Origin of the sequence: Streptomyces sp. P1-3 (assembly GCF_050613155.1) — a bacterium.
In the GTDB taxonomy this organism is placed as follows: Bacteria; Actinomycetota; Actinomycetes; order Streptomycetales; family Streptomycetaceae; genus Streptomyces.
This window is the reverse complement of the sequence record NZ_CP192512.1, coordinates 7565283-7579129: the sequence shown is the minus strand read 5'-3', so window position 1 is coordinate 7579129 and position 13847 is coordinate 7565283. Positions and strand designations below refer to the sequence as shown.

The 13847-nt window shown below is 70.4% G+C and carries 16 protein-coding genes and 2 pseudogenes; 8 read left to right on the top strand and 10 right to left on the bottom strand.

Features of this window, described 5'->3' with window-relative positions; translation table 11 throughout:
- Positions 1–156: 156 nt before the first annotated feature.
- Positions 157–1506, top strand: coding sequence for a phenylacetate--CoA ligase PaaK (gene paaK / locus ACQUSR_RS32355; protein WP_431046761.1), 1350 nt, complete (start codon positions 157–159; stop codon positions 1504–1506).
- 69 nt (positions 1507–1575) lie between these two features.
- Here the strand turns inward: paaK and ligD are convergent, their stop codons facing one another.
- Positions 1576–2589 carry a non-homologous end-joining DNA ligase gene (gene ligD, locus ACQUSR_RS32350; protein WP_431046759.1) on the bottom strand — a complete coding sequence of 338 codons (1014 nt, stop codon included), beginning with the start codon at positions 2587–2589 and terminating at the stop codon, positions 1576–1578.
- An 86-nt stretch (positions 2590–2675) separates the two neighbouring features.
- Here ligD and ACQUSR_RS32345 point away from each other — a divergent pair, with 86 nt between their 5' ends.
- Both ACQUSR_RS32345 and ACQUSR_RS32340 read left to right on the top strand, forming a co-directional pair.
- A complete protein-coding gene (locus ACQUSR_RS32345) occupies positions 2676–3749 on the top strand; it encodes an ATP-dependent DNA ligase (protein WP_431046757.1) in 1074 nt (357 codons plus the stop codon).
- A gap of 7 nt (positions 3750–3756) precedes the next feature.
- Positions 3757–4137 carry a hypothetical protein gene (locus tag ACQUSR_RS32340; protein WP_431046755.1) on the top strand — a complete coding sequence of 127 codons (381 nt, stop codon included), beginning with the start codon at positions 3757–3759 and terminating at the stop codon, positions 4135–4137.
- Between the two features lie 3 nt (positions 4138–4140).
- Here the strand turns inward: ACQUSR_RS32340 and ACQUSR_RS32335 are convergent, their stop codons facing one another.
- Both ACQUSR_RS32335 and ACQUSR_RS32330 read right to left on the bottom strand, forming a co-directional pair.
- Positions 4141–5106: a nucleotide-binding domain containing protein gene (locus ACQUSR_RS32335; protein WP_431046753.1), complete on the bottom strand. Its 966-nt coding sequence runs from the start codon at positions 5104–5106 to the stop codon at positions 4141–4143.
- Positions 5107–5255: 149 nt separating this feature from the next.
- Positions 5256–5891 carry a helix-turn-helix domain-containing protein gene (locus tag ACQUSR_RS32330; protein ID WP_431046752.1) on the bottom strand — a complete coding sequence of 212 codons (636 nt, stop codon included), beginning with the start codon at positions 5889–5891 and terminating at the stop codon, positions 5256–5258.
- A 126-nt stretch (positions 5892–6017) separates the two neighbouring features.
- Between ACQUSR_RS32330 and ACQUSR_RS32325 the strand changes: the two genes are divergently transcribed.
- The gene (locus ACQUSR_RS32325; RefSeq protein WP_431046750.1) at positions 6018–7442 is read left to right on the top strand and encodes an MFS transporter; all 1425 of its coding nucleotides are present in this window, start codon (positions 6018–6020) and stop codon (positions 7440–7442) included.
- A pseudogene (locus ACQUSR_RS32320) lies at positions 7402–7895 on the top strand (helix-turn-helix domain-containing protein); the annotation flags it as partial. The gene ACQUSR_RS32325 and the pseudogene ACQUSR_RS32320, both read left to right, overlap by 41 nt.
- A 42-nt stretch (positions 7896–7937) precedes the next feature.
- Here ACQUSR_RS32320 and ACQUSR_RS32315 read toward each other — a convergent pair.
- The 5 genes and pseudogenes from ACQUSR_RS32315 to ACQUSR_RS32295 all read right to left on the bottom strand — a co-directional run bounded on the left by ACQUSR_RS32315 (position 7938) and on the right by ACQUSR_RS32295 (position 10233).
- Positions 7938–8264 (bottom strand): DUF1048 domain-containing protein, encoded by a 327-nt coding sequence (locus ACQUSR_RS32315; protein ID WP_431046748.1) that lies wholly within the window; start codon positions 8262–8264, stop codon positions 7938–7940.
- Position 8265: 1 nt separating this feature from the next.
- Positions 8266–8622, bottom strand: coding sequence for a DUF1048 domain-containing protein (locus ACQUSR_RS32310; protein ID WP_431046746.1), 357 nt, complete (start codon positions 8620–8622; stop codon positions 8266–8268).
- Positions 8619–8945 (bottom strand): PadR family transcriptional regulator, encoded by a 327-nt coding sequence (locus ACQUSR_RS32305; RefSeq protein WP_431045929.1) that lies wholly within the window; start codon positions 8943–8945, stop codon positions 8619–8621. The genes ACQUSR_RS32310 and ACQUSR_RS32305 overlap by 4 nt, the downstream gene beginning before the upstream one ends.
- 442 nt (positions 8946–9387) lie before the next feature.
- Positions 9388–9759: pseudogene (locus ACQUSR_RS32300) on the bottom strand (helix-turn-helix domain-containing protein); the annotation flags it as partial.
- A 42-nt stretch (positions 9760–9801) separates the two neighbouring features.
- Entirely contained in the window at positions 9802–10233 is a 432-nt protein-coding gene (locus ACQUSR_RS32295; protein WP_431046744.1) for a hypothetical protein, read from the bottom strand.
- A 388-nt stretch (positions 10234–10621) separates the two neighbouring features.
- Between ACQUSR_RS32295 and ACQUSR_RS32290 the strand changes: the two genes are divergently transcribed.
- Positions 10622–10765, top strand: a complete 144-nt coding sequence (locus tag ACQUSR_RS32290) for a hypothetical protein (RefSeq protein WP_431046743.1) — start codon at positions 10622–10624, stop codon at positions 10763–10765.
- Between the two features lie 96 nt (positions 10766–10861).
- On the top strand, positions 10862–11194 hold the full coding sequence (locus ACQUSR_RS32285; protein ID WP_431046742.1) for a LysR substrate-binding domain-containing protein: 333 nt from the start codon (positions 10862–10864) through the stop codon (positions 11192–11194).
- Positions 11195–11407: 213 nt separating this feature from the next.
- Here the strand turns inward: ACQUSR_RS32285 and ACQUSR_RS32280 are convergent, their stop codons facing one another.
- Positions 11408–11911: a hypothetical protein gene (locus tag ACQUSR_RS32280; protein WP_431046740.1), complete on the bottom strand. Its 504-nt coding sequence runs from the start codon at positions 11909–11911 to the stop codon at positions 11408–11410.
- A 162-nt stretch (positions 11912–12073) separates the two neighbouring features.
- Here ACQUSR_RS32280 and ACQUSR_RS32275 point away from each other — a divergent pair, with 162 nt between their 5' ends.
- The gene (locus ACQUSR_RS32275) at positions 12074–12625 is read left to right on the top strand and encodes a GNAT family N-acetyltransferase (RefSeq protein WP_431046738.1); all 552 of its coding nucleotides are present in this window, start codon (positions 12074–12076) and stop codon (positions 12623–12625) included.
- A gap of 6 nt (positions 12626–12631) precedes the next feature.
- Here the strand turns inward: ACQUSR_RS32275 and ACQUSR_RS32270 are convergent, their stop codons facing one another.
- Positions 12632–13813 carry a CobW family GTP-binding protein gene (locus tag ACQUSR_RS32270; RefSeq protein ID WP_431046736.1) on the bottom strand — a complete coding sequence of 394 codons (1182 nt, stop codon included), beginning with the start codon at positions 13811–13813 and terminating at the stop codon, positions 12632–12634.
- Positions 13814–13847 lie beyond the last annotated feature (34 nt).

Sequence of the window (13847 nt, the reverse complement as noted above, 5' to 3'; positions counted from 1 at the left end):
CGGCCCACCTCTCCAGCCGCTCCCCCTCCAGTGTGTGGCGTGCGGCGAGGGCGTGCACACCTCTTGACGCGCGGCTCGGGCGCGGATTGACTTCACCACGACCCGTACCGAATGTTCGGTCGGTTCGTTGTACGAGGTGGAGGTGAAAGAACGGCGATGAGCGGCGATGCGACGACCACCCCGGCGGGCGCGGCGGCGCGGCGTGGGCCCGCCCTCCCGGCGGCCCTCATGGACCCGGCGGAGCTGATGGACCGTGAGGAGCTGCGGGCGCTCCAGCTCAAGCGGTTGCGGGCCACGCTGCTGCACGCGTACGAGCATGTCGAGCTGTACCGGCGGAAGTTCGACGCGGCGGGTGTCGGCCCACGGGACTGCCGGTCGCTGGCGGATCTGGCGCGCTTCCCCTTCACCACCAAGGCGGATCTGCGCGACACCTACCCGTACGGCATGTTCGCGGTGCCCCTGGCGGACGTGCGGCGCGTCCACGCCTCCAGCGGCACCACCGGGCAGCCCACCGTCGTCGGCTACACCGAGCGCGACCTGTCCATGTGGGCTGATGTCGTCGCCCGGTCCATCCGGGCCGCGGGCGGCAGACCGGGCCACAAGGTGCACATCTCATACGGATACGGCCTGTTCACCGGAGGGCTCGGCGCGCACTACGGCGCGGAGCGGGCCGGCTGCACCGTGATCCCCGCCTCCGGAGGGATGTCCGCCCGTCAGGTGCGGCTCATCCAGGACTTCGAACCCGAGATCATCATGGTCACCCCGTCGTACATGCTCACACTCCTCGACGAGTTCGAGCGCCAGGGTGTCGATCCGCGCGGCACGTCACTGCGGATCGGCATCTTCGGCGCCGAGCCGTGGACCGAGGAGATGCGCCGGGAGATCGAGGAGCGTCTGGACCTCGACGCGGTGGACATATACGGCCTGTCGGAGGTCATCGGTCCCGGTGTGGCCCAGGAATGCGTGGAGACCAAGGACGGGCCGCACATCTGGGAGGACCACTTCTATCCCGAGGTGGTGGACCCCGTCACGGACGAGGTGCTGGCCGAAGGCGCCGGCGGAGAGCTGGTGTTGACGTCTCTCACCAAGGAGGCACTGCCGGTCATCCGCTACCGCACCCGCGACCTCACCCGGCTGCTGCCTGGCACCGCCCGGCCCGCCTTCCGCCGCATGGAGCGGGTCACCGGCCGCTGCGACGACATGATCATCCTGCGCGGGGTGAACATCTTCCCCAGTCAGGTCGAGGAGATCGTGCTGCGTACGCCGGGCGTGGCCCCGCACTTCCAGCTGCTGCTCACCCGGCACGGCCGGACGGACCGGATGACCGTCCGTGCCGAAGCCCGGGCCGGCACCGGTCCGGAGGAACGGGAGGCCGCCGCGGCGGCCATCGCCAAGGGCCTCAAGGACGGGGTGGGCCTGACCGTCGAGGTGGAGATCGTGGAGCCGGAGACCCTGGAACGCTCGGTCGGCAAGATCCGCCGCGTCGTCGACCGGCGCGAGGGGTGATGGCCGCGAGCGGACGTCCGGGCGGACGTCCGGGCGAGCCTGTGCTCAGACGTCCGGGCGAGCCTGTGCTCAGTCGGTCCGGCGTTTGGCGCGGCTGGGCTGGACCCGTTTCGGCTCCCCCGGCATCTTCGGGTGGTCCGGCGGATACGGCAGATCGCCCAGGCTGTGCTCCCGCTCGTCGCGGGCGGCCATCTCCAGCAGCCCGTCGAGCGAGTACGCGTGGTCGTCCAGGTCCGCGTGGACATCGCCGAGTTCGGCGAAGCGCCCGGGCATGGTGGCCAGATCGAAGTCGGCCGGGGTGGCCTCGTCCAGCTCCTCCCAGCGCAGCGGGGCGGAGACCGGGGCACGGGGACGGGGCCGCACCGAGTAGGCCGAGGCGACCGTCCGGTCACGGGCGGTCTGGTTGTAGTCGACGAAGATCCGCTCGCCCCGCTCCTCCTTCCACCACTTGATCGTGACCTTCCCGGGCATCCGCCGCTCCAGTTCCCGGCCCAGCGCGATCGCGGAACGCCGTACCTCGGTGAACGTCCAGCGCGGTTCGATCGGCACGAGGACGTGCAGGCCGCGGCCGCCGGAGGTCTTGGGCCAGCCGCGCAGCCCCAGGCCGTCCAGAAGCTCGCGCAGTTCGTGCGCGGCGCGCACGGCCTCCGGGTACCCGGTGCCGGGCTGCGGGTCCAGGTCGATGCGCAGTTCGTCGGGGTGGTCCAGCCGGCCGCTCCGTACCGGCCAGGGATGGAAGGTGAGGCAGCCCAGGTTGACGGCCCAGAGCACGGCGCCCAGGTCCGCCGGGCACAGCTCGTCGGCGTGCCGGCCGCTGGGGAAGGAGATCCTGGCCGTCCGCAGCCAGGCGGGGTGGTTCTGGGGGACGCGCTTTTGGAAGAACGACTCACCGCCGACGCCGTCGGGAAAGCGTTCCAGGGTGGTGGGGCGGTCGCGGAGGGCACGGGTGATCCCGGGACCGACGGCCTCGAAGTAGCGGGCGACGTCGAGCTTGGTGAAACCGCGCTCCGGGAAGTACACCTTGTCCGGATGCGACAGCCGGATCGTGTGCCCGGCGGCCTCGAGTTGCACTGCTTCGCCCATTCCGTCACCGTAGGCCCGCCGCGGGCGGCTCGCACATCGGCCCGCCACGTCGGGCGCGACCGCGCCGGGAGGCGCAGAATCGGGGCATGGACCTCCCGGTCATGCCTCCGGTGAAGCCGATGCTGGCCCGTCCCGTGGCGAAGATCCCACCCGGGATGCTGTACGAGGCCAAGTGGGACGGGTTCCGGGCCATCGTGCACCGGGACGCCACGGAGATCGTCCTCGGCAGCAGGACCGGCAAGTCCCTGACGCGCTACTTCCCGGAACTGGTCGGCGCCTTCCTGGAGCAGTTGCCCGACCGGTGCGTCGTGGACGGCGAGATCGTGATCGCGCACGACGGCCGTCTGGACTTCGACCAGCTGACCGAGCGCATCCACCCCGCCGACTCGCGGGTGCGGCTGCTGGCCGAGCGGACCCCCGCCCGCTTCATCGCCTTCGATCTGCTGGCGCTCGGCGAGGTGTCGCTGCTCGCCACCCGGCAGTCCGAGCGGCGGGCCGCGCTGGTCGAGGCGCTGGGCGCAGTGGCCCCGCCGCTCCACCTGGCGCCCGCCACCACCGACGCCGGGCTGGCCCAGGAGTGGTTCGAACGCTTCGAGGGCGCGGGCCTGGACGGAGTCGTCGCCAAACCGCTCGACCAGCCCTACCAGCCGGACGCCCGGGTGATGTACAAGATCAAGCACTCCCGGACCGCGGACTGCGTGGTGGCGGGCTACCGCCACCACAAGAGCGGTCCGGTGGTCGGCTCGCTGCTGCTCGGGCTCTACGACGCGGCCGGGCGGCTCCAGCACGTCGGGGTGTGCGCGGCGTTCCCCATGCGGCAGCGGCGAGAGCTGGTCGAGGAGCTGGAACCGCTGCGGATGGCCTCGCCCGCAGGGCACCCGTGGGGCGCCTGGATGGACGAGGCCGCGCATGAGTCGGCCCGGCTGCCCGGGGCGCCCAGCCGCTGGTCGGGCGGCAAGGACCTGGCCGTGTGGGTGCCGCTGCGCTGCGAGCGGGTGTGCGAGGTGGCCTACGACCACATGCAGGGCGACCGGTTCCGGCACACCACGCAGTTCCGCCGCTGGCGCCCCGACCGCTCCCCGCTGAGCTGCACGTACGCACAACTGGAGGAGCCGGTGAGCTACGACCTCGACGCCGTGCTCAGCGCAACCACCTCGTGAGCGCGCCATGACGACCGTCGCCGTGGACTTCGACGGCGTGATCCACGCCTACCGCCGAGGCTGGGCGGACGGCAGCATCTACGACGAACCGGTGCCCGGCGCGATGGAGGCGCTGCGGATCCTGATGCGGGAGTACGCGGTGTTCGTGTACACCACACGGGATCCGGCGCAGGTGGCGGACTGGCTCGCGGGGTACGGGTTCGAGGTGGTGGCCGACTCCCCCGGGGCGCGGCACCGGCGCATGTGGAACCGCCGCGGCCAATTGCTGGTGACCGGCTGGAAGTTGCCCGCGTCGGCGTACATCGACGACCGGGCGGTGCGGTTCCTGGACTGGGAGCAGGCGCTGCGGGACATGGCCGAGGTGGTCGGGCGGCAGCCGCCCGGGTAGCGCTCACACGCGATCTCCCGTGGGGTACGGACGGGTCAGCAGCCGGCACAGCCGCAGCAGGGTGTCCTCGTCCCCGAAGCCACCCGCCTTGATCAGAACAGGGCAGCCCGGGGCGCCGGGCGGCAGCGCCCGGGCGACGCCGGGCTCCGGTTCGTCGACGAGTTCGAGGGCCGGGACGCCAAGGGCGCGGAGTACGGCGCGGGCGGTCTCACCGCCGGTGAGCAGCAGTCCGTCCACAGCACCCTCCTCGACCAGCGGCCGGACGGCCGCGGCGAGACGCGCGGCGAGCAGCGCGACCTCGTCGGGCGCGGTACGCCCATCGGGGGTCCGCAGGGTGCGGACGGGGTCGGGCAGGGCGCGCAGAGCGGCGGCCGCGGCGGCGTCGCCGGCAGCGCCGTTCGGTGTGGGGCCGGTGCTCAGGACGACAACGCCGACACCGTCCGTACCGGCGAGCCGGGTGAGTTGACGGCGCGTCACGGGATTGGCGCTGCCGACGACGACCAAGGGCCGTCGGGCTTCGGGGACGAAGGCCGGCGGGGAGGGGCGCGCGGTGGCGCAGCGGCGGGCGAGCGCGGCGGCCAGCCCCGGGGAGCCGACCCAGAGCACGTCGTCCAGGCGGGGCACGGCGGCCACGACCCGGTCCAGGTCGCCGTCGGAGCGCGCCGAACACAGCAGCGTGCGGCCTTCGGCGATGAGTGCCGGCAGCCGCTCGGTCCGCTCGGGCGGGACCGGGGTTGCGTCGGCGACGAGTGTCCTCAGGTCGGAGCAGCGGACGGGGTGCGCCGGGTCGTCCGCGTACCCGGTGCGGTGCACCGGCACGCCGTGCGCCAGCTGCACGGTCCCTTCGGTGGTCCTGCCCTCGCCGGGGAAGGCGGGAGCGATGACGACGGCGCGGCGCCGGGCGCCGGTCCGGGCGGCGGCGAAATGCTCATGTAGTCGGTGCCGTACGCAGTTAGCTTGCCTTCCCACTCATCCACGGACGGGCCACCCTGTAAGCGAGCAGCGAAACCGACAGTGAGCAGGTCTGAGGCGACCACGGCGCTATGGCAGTGGTCGCCATAGCGTTGATGAACATACGACGCTTCACTTCCCCCTCAAGGACAGCCAGGTGTTGCGGGTCATGACGTTGTTGACGGTGGGTTTGGGGCGGTCGGCGGGGCGGGATCGGTTGTGGACGGTCTGGCGCGGACGATGGCTTGGTCTCCTCGTGGACCGAACAGGTGCAGGATCTCCACGGTGCTCGTGTCCGCGGGGCCGAACCAGTGGGGCTCGGTGGTGTCGAACTCGGCCACTTCGCCGGGCCGCAGCGTGAAGTCCTGCGCCCCGAGGATGAGGCGTAGCCGACCGGCGAGGACGTAGAGCCATTCGTAGCCCTCGTGGGTGACCAGTTCCGGCTGGCGGGGTGCCAGTACCTGTTTGAAGACCTGGACTCGGCCCGGGTACTGCGTCAGGGGCACGAGGACGCTCCCGCGCTCCTTGTGCAGGGGCCGGAGGTGCACCCGAGGGTCACCGCTGGCCGGCGCCGCCACCAGCTGGTCGAGTGCGACGTGGTGCGCCCGTGCCAGCGGGATGAGCAGGTCCAGAGTCGGGCGCCGCTTGCCCGATTCCACCCGGGACAGTGTGCTGACGGAGATCCCGGTCGTGGCTGCGAGTGCCTCGAGCGTGAGTCCCCGTTCCCGGCGCAGCCTGCGCAGCCGGGGCCCGATGCCGTCGAGAATCCGCTCCAGCTCCGCGTCCTTGGATCCTGTGTTCATGGATCCAGTTTTGCAGTGTTCGCAAAATCGATGGGCTGTGGTCGTCGTCCGGTCCGATCCTTGCCGGGCAGTGTTCCCGGACGTGAGAGGTGGACCTTGACCGCGACGACTCACCCTGTTCAGCCCATGCTGAGTGCGCGCAGGCGCTGGACGGTACTGGCCGTCTGCTGCCTGAGCATGTTCCTGGTGGGCCTGGACACCACCATCGTCAATGTGGGTCTGCCGGCCATCGGGCGCGGCCTGGATGTCGACACGCGCGGTCTCGAATGGATCGTGGACGCCTACACCCTCGTCCTGGCCAGTCTCCTGATCTCCTCCGGCGCGCTGGCGGATCGCTTCGGACGCCGCCGGGTGTTCCAGTGCGGGCTGGCCGTGTTCGGCGCGGCCTCACTGGTCTGCGCGCTCGCCCCGTCGGCGGGCGTACTCATCGCGGCCCGCGCCCTGCAGGGCATCGGCGCCTCGATGCTCAGCCCCGTGGCGCTCGCGATCGTGGTGAACGCGATGCCAGACCCGAAGGAACGGGCGCAGGCGATCGGCATCTGGGCGTCAGTGTTCGGGCTGAGCATGGCCGCCGGTCCCGTCACGGGCGGCGCGCTGCTCGCGGGGCTCGGCTGGCGGGCGCTGTTCTGGATCAACGCGCCGGTCATCGCGGCCGCCCTGCTGCTCAGTGCGGTGTTCGTGCCGGAGTCCCGGGCACAGCGGGCCCGGCGGCTCGACCTGCCCGGCCAGGTCCTGCTGACCATGGTCCTCGCAGTCGTGGTCGGCCTCCTGATCGAAGGGCCGCGCATCGGCTGGACGTCGCCTGCGGCGCTGGCGGGATACGCATGGGCTGCCGCGGCGACAGCCGGATTCGTGTGGGTCGAGTCCCGCCGACGTGAGCCGCTGATGGATCTGCGGCTCTTCGGGCGCCCGGTCTTCAGCGGTGCCGTCGTGGGTGCGGTGACGGTCTTCGTCGCCCTGAACATGACACTGCTGCTGAACACCCTCTACCTGCAGCACACCCGGGAATGGACGCCGCTGGCCGCCGGCGTGGCGACCTTGCCCTTGGCCGTCGGAGCGACCGTCTGCGCCCCCTGGTCCGGCCGCATGGTCGGCCGCACGGGACCGCGGCTGCCGCTGCTCCTTGCCGGCGGTTTCATCACGGTCGGCGGGCTCTGCCTGGTCCGGCTCACCCCGCACACGAGCGTGCTCCTGCTTCTGGCCGCATACTCGCTCATCGGCATCGGGTTTGGCTTCGCCAACGCCCCGATCACCAACACCGCGGTCAATGGACTGCCACCCGCCCGTGCCGGCGTGGCCGGGGCGATCACCTCCACCGCACGGCAACTTGGCTCCGCCCTCGGCATCGCTCTCGCCGGCAGCCTGGTCACGGCCACCAGCCCGACGGGGCTCGCACACGCCTCCCGCCCGGGCTGGATCCTGGTCGCCACCTGTGGCGTACTGCTCTTCCCCGTCGCCCACGTATCACGGCCGAAGGAGGCCACCACGGCCCCGCCTCCCCACAAGCGCGGTGAGTCGCTTCACTCACCGCAACGCGCCGTTGTCCGTTGAAGGGCGCCGCCGCCTCGTCGAGCGCTGCCGAACTCGCCCCATGGCTCACGTCGCCGCCGAGATGGGAATCTCCCGGGCCTGTGCCTCAAAGTGGGTGAACCGCTACCGCAGATTCGGCGAGATCGGGCTCTTGGACCGCTCCTCGACGCCACGACACCAGCCGACAGCCACCCCAGACGAAGTAGTAGCCCAGGTCGAGGTGCCCCGACGCGCCCACAAGTGGTCGGCAGCCCGCATCTCATGCGAGCTCACACAAGCCGGGACACCCATCAGCCGACGGACCGTGAGCCGACAGCTGGCCAGCTTAGGCTGAACCGGCGCCGGTTCATCGACCCAAACGGGGCGTCGAACAGGGAACCCCAGAAGATCATTGCTCGTCGACCAGGGCACATTGTCCACGTCGATGTCCAGAAAGTCGGTCGCATCCCCGATGGCGGTGGATGGCGCGTTCACATGCGATCGCGTTCCTGCGCCGGGCACGAGCGTCGACGGATCCTACTTCTCGGCCGTGCCGGGCTCCCCGCTGATGGACTCCTGATAGATGTCCGCGTTGGTGCGCGAGTCCTTGATCAGGTCGTCGCAGAAGGCGGCGACGTCGTTGCCGATGAGTTCCAGGACTCCCTTGCCGGCCGCCACGCCCCCCTCGAAGAAATCGACAATCCCTGAGAGCAGGTGCCCGTCATGCAAGTCGACCGGCCCGACCTTGAAGAAGTACCTCTGCATCTCCTTGTAGACGATCTGGTAGTCCGGCGGCAGCGCCTGCACCCGCGCCAGATGCGCCCGCCACTCCTTCTTGCCCTGGATGATGTCTTGGATGCCCACATCAGCCTCCCAGCCGGCCCAGTTTCTTTGCGACGTTCCTGTTCAACTGCTCGCGCCACCGGTCGCGATGGCTCCGAGCCCCTTCTCCGCCGGTCAGCGCCGCGCAGAAGCCAGCGATGTCGTCGCCGAGCACCTCGTGAACGCTCTGCCCATCCGCCGCTGATTCCTCGAGCAGCCCCAGGACGCCGTCAAAAATCGGCATCAGGTTGCGACCCGTGAAGCCCGAGTAGGGGGAGACGTAGTACTTGATCTGCTCCCACGCCGCCCGGTAGTCGGCCGGCAATTCCTCGGCCCGGGCTTCGAACGCCTTCCACTCCCTCGTGAGGTCGCTGCCCGTAATGGTCTCCCAGAAGTTCATCGCCCGCCCTCCTTGAGCCTGTCGATTCGTGATGAGAGGTACTCCCATTTCGCCCAGAACGTCGCGAGTTCTTCGCGCCCTGCGTCGTTGAGCGCGAAGAACTTGCGCGGTGGCCCCAGTCCGGATGGTCGTTTCGTCACCTGGACGAGCCCGTTCCGCTCCAGTCGCAGCAAGATGGTGTAGATCGTCCCCTCGACGACGTCGGTGAAGCCAAGTTCGTTCAGCCGACGCGTGATGGCGTACCCGTAGGTCTCCTCGCTGCCGATGATTTGAAGCACGCAGCCCTCAAGCGTGCCCTTCAGCATCTCCGTCAGATCGTCCATCGCGGGTCCTCTTCGGTCCTCCTGGTACTGCGCAGTACCAAGTACTGCTACACGGTATCACGGAGTAGTGGGCGGTACCTGGCACACGGAGGCCCATGTCCTCGCCTACCGGCAGATGGCCGCCATGACCGCGCAGCGGTTCGATCGGCGCCCACAAGTCGTCGTCCACGATCCACGGGCGGTTACTTACACCCCCACGAGCGGCCGAATCGACCCACCAGTCACGCCCGACCTGGGCACTTCAACAAGATCGTGTTACGAGCTCTAGGAGTTCGATCACCTGCGGCACGGCGTGCCGAAACGGGGCTCGGCGGTCGCTCATCGATCCTGCTGCGGCCACTTCCCGAAAGTCTGCCTAAGGCTTGTCCCGCAATGATCGATTGGACGAGTCAGACGGCGTCGCGACGGTGCGGGATGACCGGCCCAGTGCCGCGGTAGCCACCGACTGCTCAGCCACCGTGTGGTCACGCGTTGGAACCAGGGTCCCGTCCACGATGAGGATGGTGTCCTTGCGGAACCGGCGACGTAGCCGGAGTGCGAGAAGGGGGCCGACGTGGTCGATGATGCGGCCGGCCGCGGACTTTCGAGATCCCGAACAGCGGGGCCAGTTGGCGCAGCGTCAAGTTGGTACGCCAGTATGCTGCGACCAACAAGGGCACGGTCCTGCAATAGCAGGCTCCATGGCCGACCACGCCGGACGGCGTCCGCGCCCTTGCGGCGCAGCGCAGTCACGAGCTTAACCGAAGCAGCGCGGGTTCAATCCGGTAAACGGCGCTATCCAGGACGGTTCTGGCGCCGTGATCAAACCAGCCACACCACGATCATTCCACTGTGGGCAACAGGGCTGGAACGGCCGTCAGGGTTCCGGGATGAAGGTGGGCTCGATACCCATAGCGGCAATACCCTCTCGCACGGAGCGGTCAAACTGCTTGATCGCCGCCACCAAGACATCCCAGGTGACAGGAGAGGTCCAGAAGTCCGGCGTGTAGATGGAGCCGACCTGCCAGCCGTCATCGGAGTTCACGATTCGGATCAGCCCCTCCTCCGCCTGCATCGACTCAAGCTCGAAGTTCTCATAGCCAGCAGCCGGCCTCTGAAGCCAGAGCGCCAGGTGGTACGCCAGCTCGGCCACGGGGAACGCCTCTTCAGACCACACCACCCGCCCCTGCTCCCAGACGGAGAGCTCTGCCTCGATGTCGAGGAGTAGCACTTCCAGGGGAGCCTCTTGCGGGGTGAGTCCGCGCCGCGGCAGATCCGACAGCCCAAAGTTCCGACAGACGAACCGCACCGTCCGACCTCCATGTGATCTGAGGCCCTCGACGCCTCCAGGCCACCCAAATGCGGAGAACCTTACCAAGTCGCGGGAGGTGCCCCAGCTGGCCCCCGATTACCGGGACAGCCCTTGGGCCCCTCCCAGCTTGGGATTTCGCGGGAATCTTTAAATTTCCGGTCACTCCACATCAGACACTCGATTCCCCGACCATCTGAGCTTGGATAATTCCAATTACGCCACAGTGTGAAGCCGCTGCCCAAGGGATGCTGAGTGGTCATCCCCAATCAGGCGAGCTCTCCGACAACCCTCGCTTCGTTGATCTGCTCGGGCGTCATGTCGGCAAGGTCCTCACGGCTGAGCTGTTCCGGCTGCGCCGACGGCGGCGGCCGTTCGGCTGGCCGACGTGGTACGCGACGCGTTCGACCGGATCGGCGCCGCGGCCCGGCAGGTCGCCCGGGACGGTGAGGCGGGCCCGCTCGTCCTGTCGTGCGAGCCGACGCTGCTGACGCGCCGGCTGATCCCGCGGCCGCCCGAGCTCGCCGGGTAGCAGCCGCGCCTGACCCTGCACCTGTCGGCCGTGGGCGGCCGGTGTCCTTCGCCCGGGACGGCGTCGACGCGGCCATCAGGCGTTGCGGAGTTCGCCGTGCCGGCGGACATCGTCCGGACGCCGCTGTTCGACGAGTACATCCGCCCGGTCTGCTGCCCGGACCTCGCCGTCGGGCTGTCGGATCCCGCTCGGCTGGCCGGGCGTACGCTCCTGCACACCCGGATCCGGCCGGAGGCGTGGCCACACTGGCGGCGACTGGTCGGCGCCGGGTTCGCCGTGGGCGGCGAGCAGACCTTCGAGCACTTCTATCCGTCGCTGCAGGCGGCCGTCGCCGGACTCGGTGTCGCCATCGGCCCGTACGCGCTGGTCCAGGACGACCTGGCGCGCGGTCAGCTTGTGGCTTCGTTCAGCTTCGTTCAGCTTCGTTAGGCTTCGTTAGGCTTCGTTAGGCTTCGTTAGGCTTCGTTAGGCTTCGTTCCGGACGGTACCCGGCTACCAGTTGCTCACCGACCGGCTGCCCGGGCACGACGCGCGGCTCGAACAGCTGCCGGCGTGGCTGGGAACGCACACCGCCCGGTTGACGCCGCCCGGCTGACGGACGCCGGGACGGGATCGGGCCGCGGCCGGCAGGCGTGACCGCCGCTACCCGTACAGACCCCGGCACTGGCGCATCTGTTCCGGGCTGAGCCGCCGTCCCGCGAGATCGCACAGGCTGCCCGACGCCGCGTTCCCTCCCGGGCGCGGCAGCCACTGGTCCGGTACGAAGGCACCCGGCAGGCCGCCCGGGACCCCGGCCGCACCGGGCAGATCGCCGGCCCGGGGCCGTCGGTGTGCGGGCGGTGGCGACTGGGGCCGGGCGGCTCCGCCCCCCGGCGCCGTTCGAGGCCGGGGGACGGTGCCCGACGCCGACGGCTGTGCGGTGTGCTGTGACGTTCTGTCACGGTCCTTGTCCCGGTGGCCCGTCCCCGCGGGGGTACGGCCCGCCCGCCCGGGCGCCTCGGTCTGGCGCGGCGACGCCGCGGTCGCGCGCGGGCCGGCCGCGGCCGGTGTCGCGTGGCTCATGGCGCGGTCCGGCGAGACCACGACGCATCCGGCGAGCCCCGGCAGCAGCCCGAGCAGGGGGTAGAGCAGCAGTTGGTGACGCATGCGCATACCGTCCCGCACGGCGCGGGCCAGGGTGCGCGACGGCGCCGCGAGACCACCTGAACGACGGACTCCGCGCCGCGCCGTGATGACCGCGCGCGGCGGCCCGGGATCGGGTGGGGGCCGGTCCCCGCGCTCACTGAGTGATCAGGCAGGATCGGGCGCATGAGCGAGATCCTTACAAGCGCGCCGGCGCTGTCCTTCCGGCAGGCGGACGAGCGTGACATAGCCGAGCTCGTGCGGCTGCGGGACGCCGCCGCACGCTGGCAGATGAGTTCCGGCATCGACCAGTGGAAGCCGGGCGAGCTGGGGACCGACCACTTCCGGACGCGGCTCGCGGAGGGCGAGGTGTGGCTGGCCACCCTCGGTCCTGACGGGCCGACCGCGGGGGCCTGGGAGCTGTGGTGGGATGACGTCGCCGCGTGGGGAGCGCAGCCGCCGGTCGCGGGCTACGTCCACCGGCTGATGACGGACCGGGAGACGGCGCCCGCCGGGGCGGGGCGGGCGATGCTCGCCGAGGCCGAGCGGCGTATAGCCGCCGCCGGGCGGGGCCTGTGCCGACTGGACTGCCGGAACGCGCGGCTGCGCCGGTACTACGAGGACGCGGGGTACACCGTCGCGGGTGAGACGGCCGCCAAGCAGGGCGACGGCGGCAAGCGATACGCCGTCACCCTGTTGGAGAAGCGGCTCGCGACGAGCGCCGACCAGGCCTGCTGACGGGGCCTACTGACCGGGCTCCGCCTGCTCCGTGTACCCGCCGTACTCGGCCGCCTCGGCCTGATCCGTGTGCTGGCTTCGCTGGACGTACCGCAGCACGCCGAGCATGTGGTGCTCCTCGACCGTCTCCGGCGCCTGCTCGACGCACTCCCCCAGCCCGTCCTTGAGCGCGGCGGCGTCGATGCCGGCGCCGATCATCACCAGCTGGGTCGCGCGGGGCTCGTCGCGCTCCCACGTGGACTGCTGGAAGCGCAGGTAGGAGCCGACAGCGTGCAGGGCGAACTTCCCCGGCCGGTCCGCCCCGGCGAAGTCGATGAAGCCCTTCATGCGGTAGAGGCCGGCGGGCCGGGTGTCGAGGAACTCCATGAAGCGGCGCGGGTGGAGGGGCCAGTCAGAGGAGAACTCCACGCTCTCGTACGCGGCGTGCAGATGCGCGCCGCGTACGTGCCCGTCACCGTGCTCGGCGTCGTGCCCGCCACAGTGCTCGGCGTCGTGCCCGTCGCCACACGCGTGGTCATGCCCCTGGTCGGACCCGTCAGCCCACAGGTCCGCGAAGGACAGCTGCTGGAAGGGCTCGGCGCGCGTCGTACGGGGCCGCTGGTCGAAGAGGAAGCCGGGGTCGACCCGCCCGTGCTCCGCCACCACCACGGGCGCGGCCGGCGCCAGCGCACGCAGCGTGTCCAGCAGGCGCTGCCGGTGTTCCCCGCCGACCCGGTCGGCCTTGTTGAGGATGACGGCGTCGGCGGCCCTGATATGCCGGTCGAGCTCGGGGTGGCGTTCGCGGGTGCCGTCGAACTCGGCCGCGTCGACCACCTCGACCAGGCCGCCGTAGGTGATGCGCTCGTCCGTGCTGGCGAGCAGCATGCGGATCATGCTCTGCGGCTCGGCCAGCCCGCTCGCCTCGATGACGATCACGTCGATGCGGGCGGCGGGCTCGGTCAGCCGGTCCAGCATCCGGTCGAGTTCCTCGGCGTCCGCCGCGCAGCACAGACAGCCGTTCTCGATCGGGACCATCGAGTCGACCTGGCCGGCCACGGCCAGGGCGTCGATGTTGATGCTGCCGAAGTCGTTGACGATGACGCCGATCCGGGTGTCCCTGCTCACCCGCAGCAGATGGTTGAGCACCGTGGTCTTGCCGGACCCCAGGAAACCCGCGATGAGGATGACCGGTATCCGATGGGTTGCCAAGGCGGGGCCTCCGTACGACGAGCACTGATCACGG

What these genes read in the sequence shown, in the direction of transcription:
- ACQUSR_RS32280 (WP_431046740.1), bottom strand. Translation starts at nt 11,911, where the DNA reads ATGCGTCACCAACTGCTGCTCTACCCCCTGCTCGGGCTGCTGCCGGGG.
- ligD (WP_431046759.1), bottom strand. Translation starts at nt 2,589, where the DNA reads ATGGGCGAAGCAGTGCAACTCGAGGCCGCCGGGCACACGATCCGGCTG.
- ACQUSR_RS32330 (WP_431046752.1), bottom strand. Translation starts at nt 5,891, where the DNA reads ATGAACACAGGATCCAAGGACGCGGAGCTGGAGCGGATTCTCGACGGC.
- ACQUSR_RS32275 (WP_431046738.1), top strand. Translation starts at nt 12,074, where the DNA reads ATGAGCGAGATCCTTACAAGCGCGCCGGCGCTGTCCTTCCGGCAGGCG.
- ACQUSR_RS32325 (WP_431046750.1), top strand. Translation starts at nt 6,018, where the DNA reads ATGCTGAGTGCGCGCAGGCGCTGGACGGTACTGGCCGTCTGCTGCCTG.
- ACQUSR_RS32345 (WP_431046757.1), top strand. Translation starts at nt 2,676, where the DNA reads ATGGACCTCCCGGTCATGCCTCCGGTGAAGCCGATGCTGGCCCGTCCC.
- ACQUSR_RS32305 (WP_431045929.1), bottom strand. Translation starts at nt 8,945, where the DNA reads ATGGACGATCTGACGGAGATGCTGAAGGGCACGCTTGAGGGCTGCGTG.
- ACQUSR_RS32340 (WP_431046755.1), top strand. Translation starts at nt 3,757, where the DNA reads ATGACGACCGTCGCCGTGGACTTCGACGGCGTGATCCACGCCTACCGC.
- paaK (WP_431046761.1), top strand. Translation starts at nt 157, where the DNA reads ATGAGCGGCGATGCGACGACCACCCCGGCGGGCGCGGCGGCGCGGCGT.
- ACQUSR_RS32310 (WP_431046746.1), bottom strand. Translation starts at nt 8,622, where the DNA reads ATGAACTTCTGGGAGACCATTACGGGCAGCGACCTCACGAGGGAGTGG.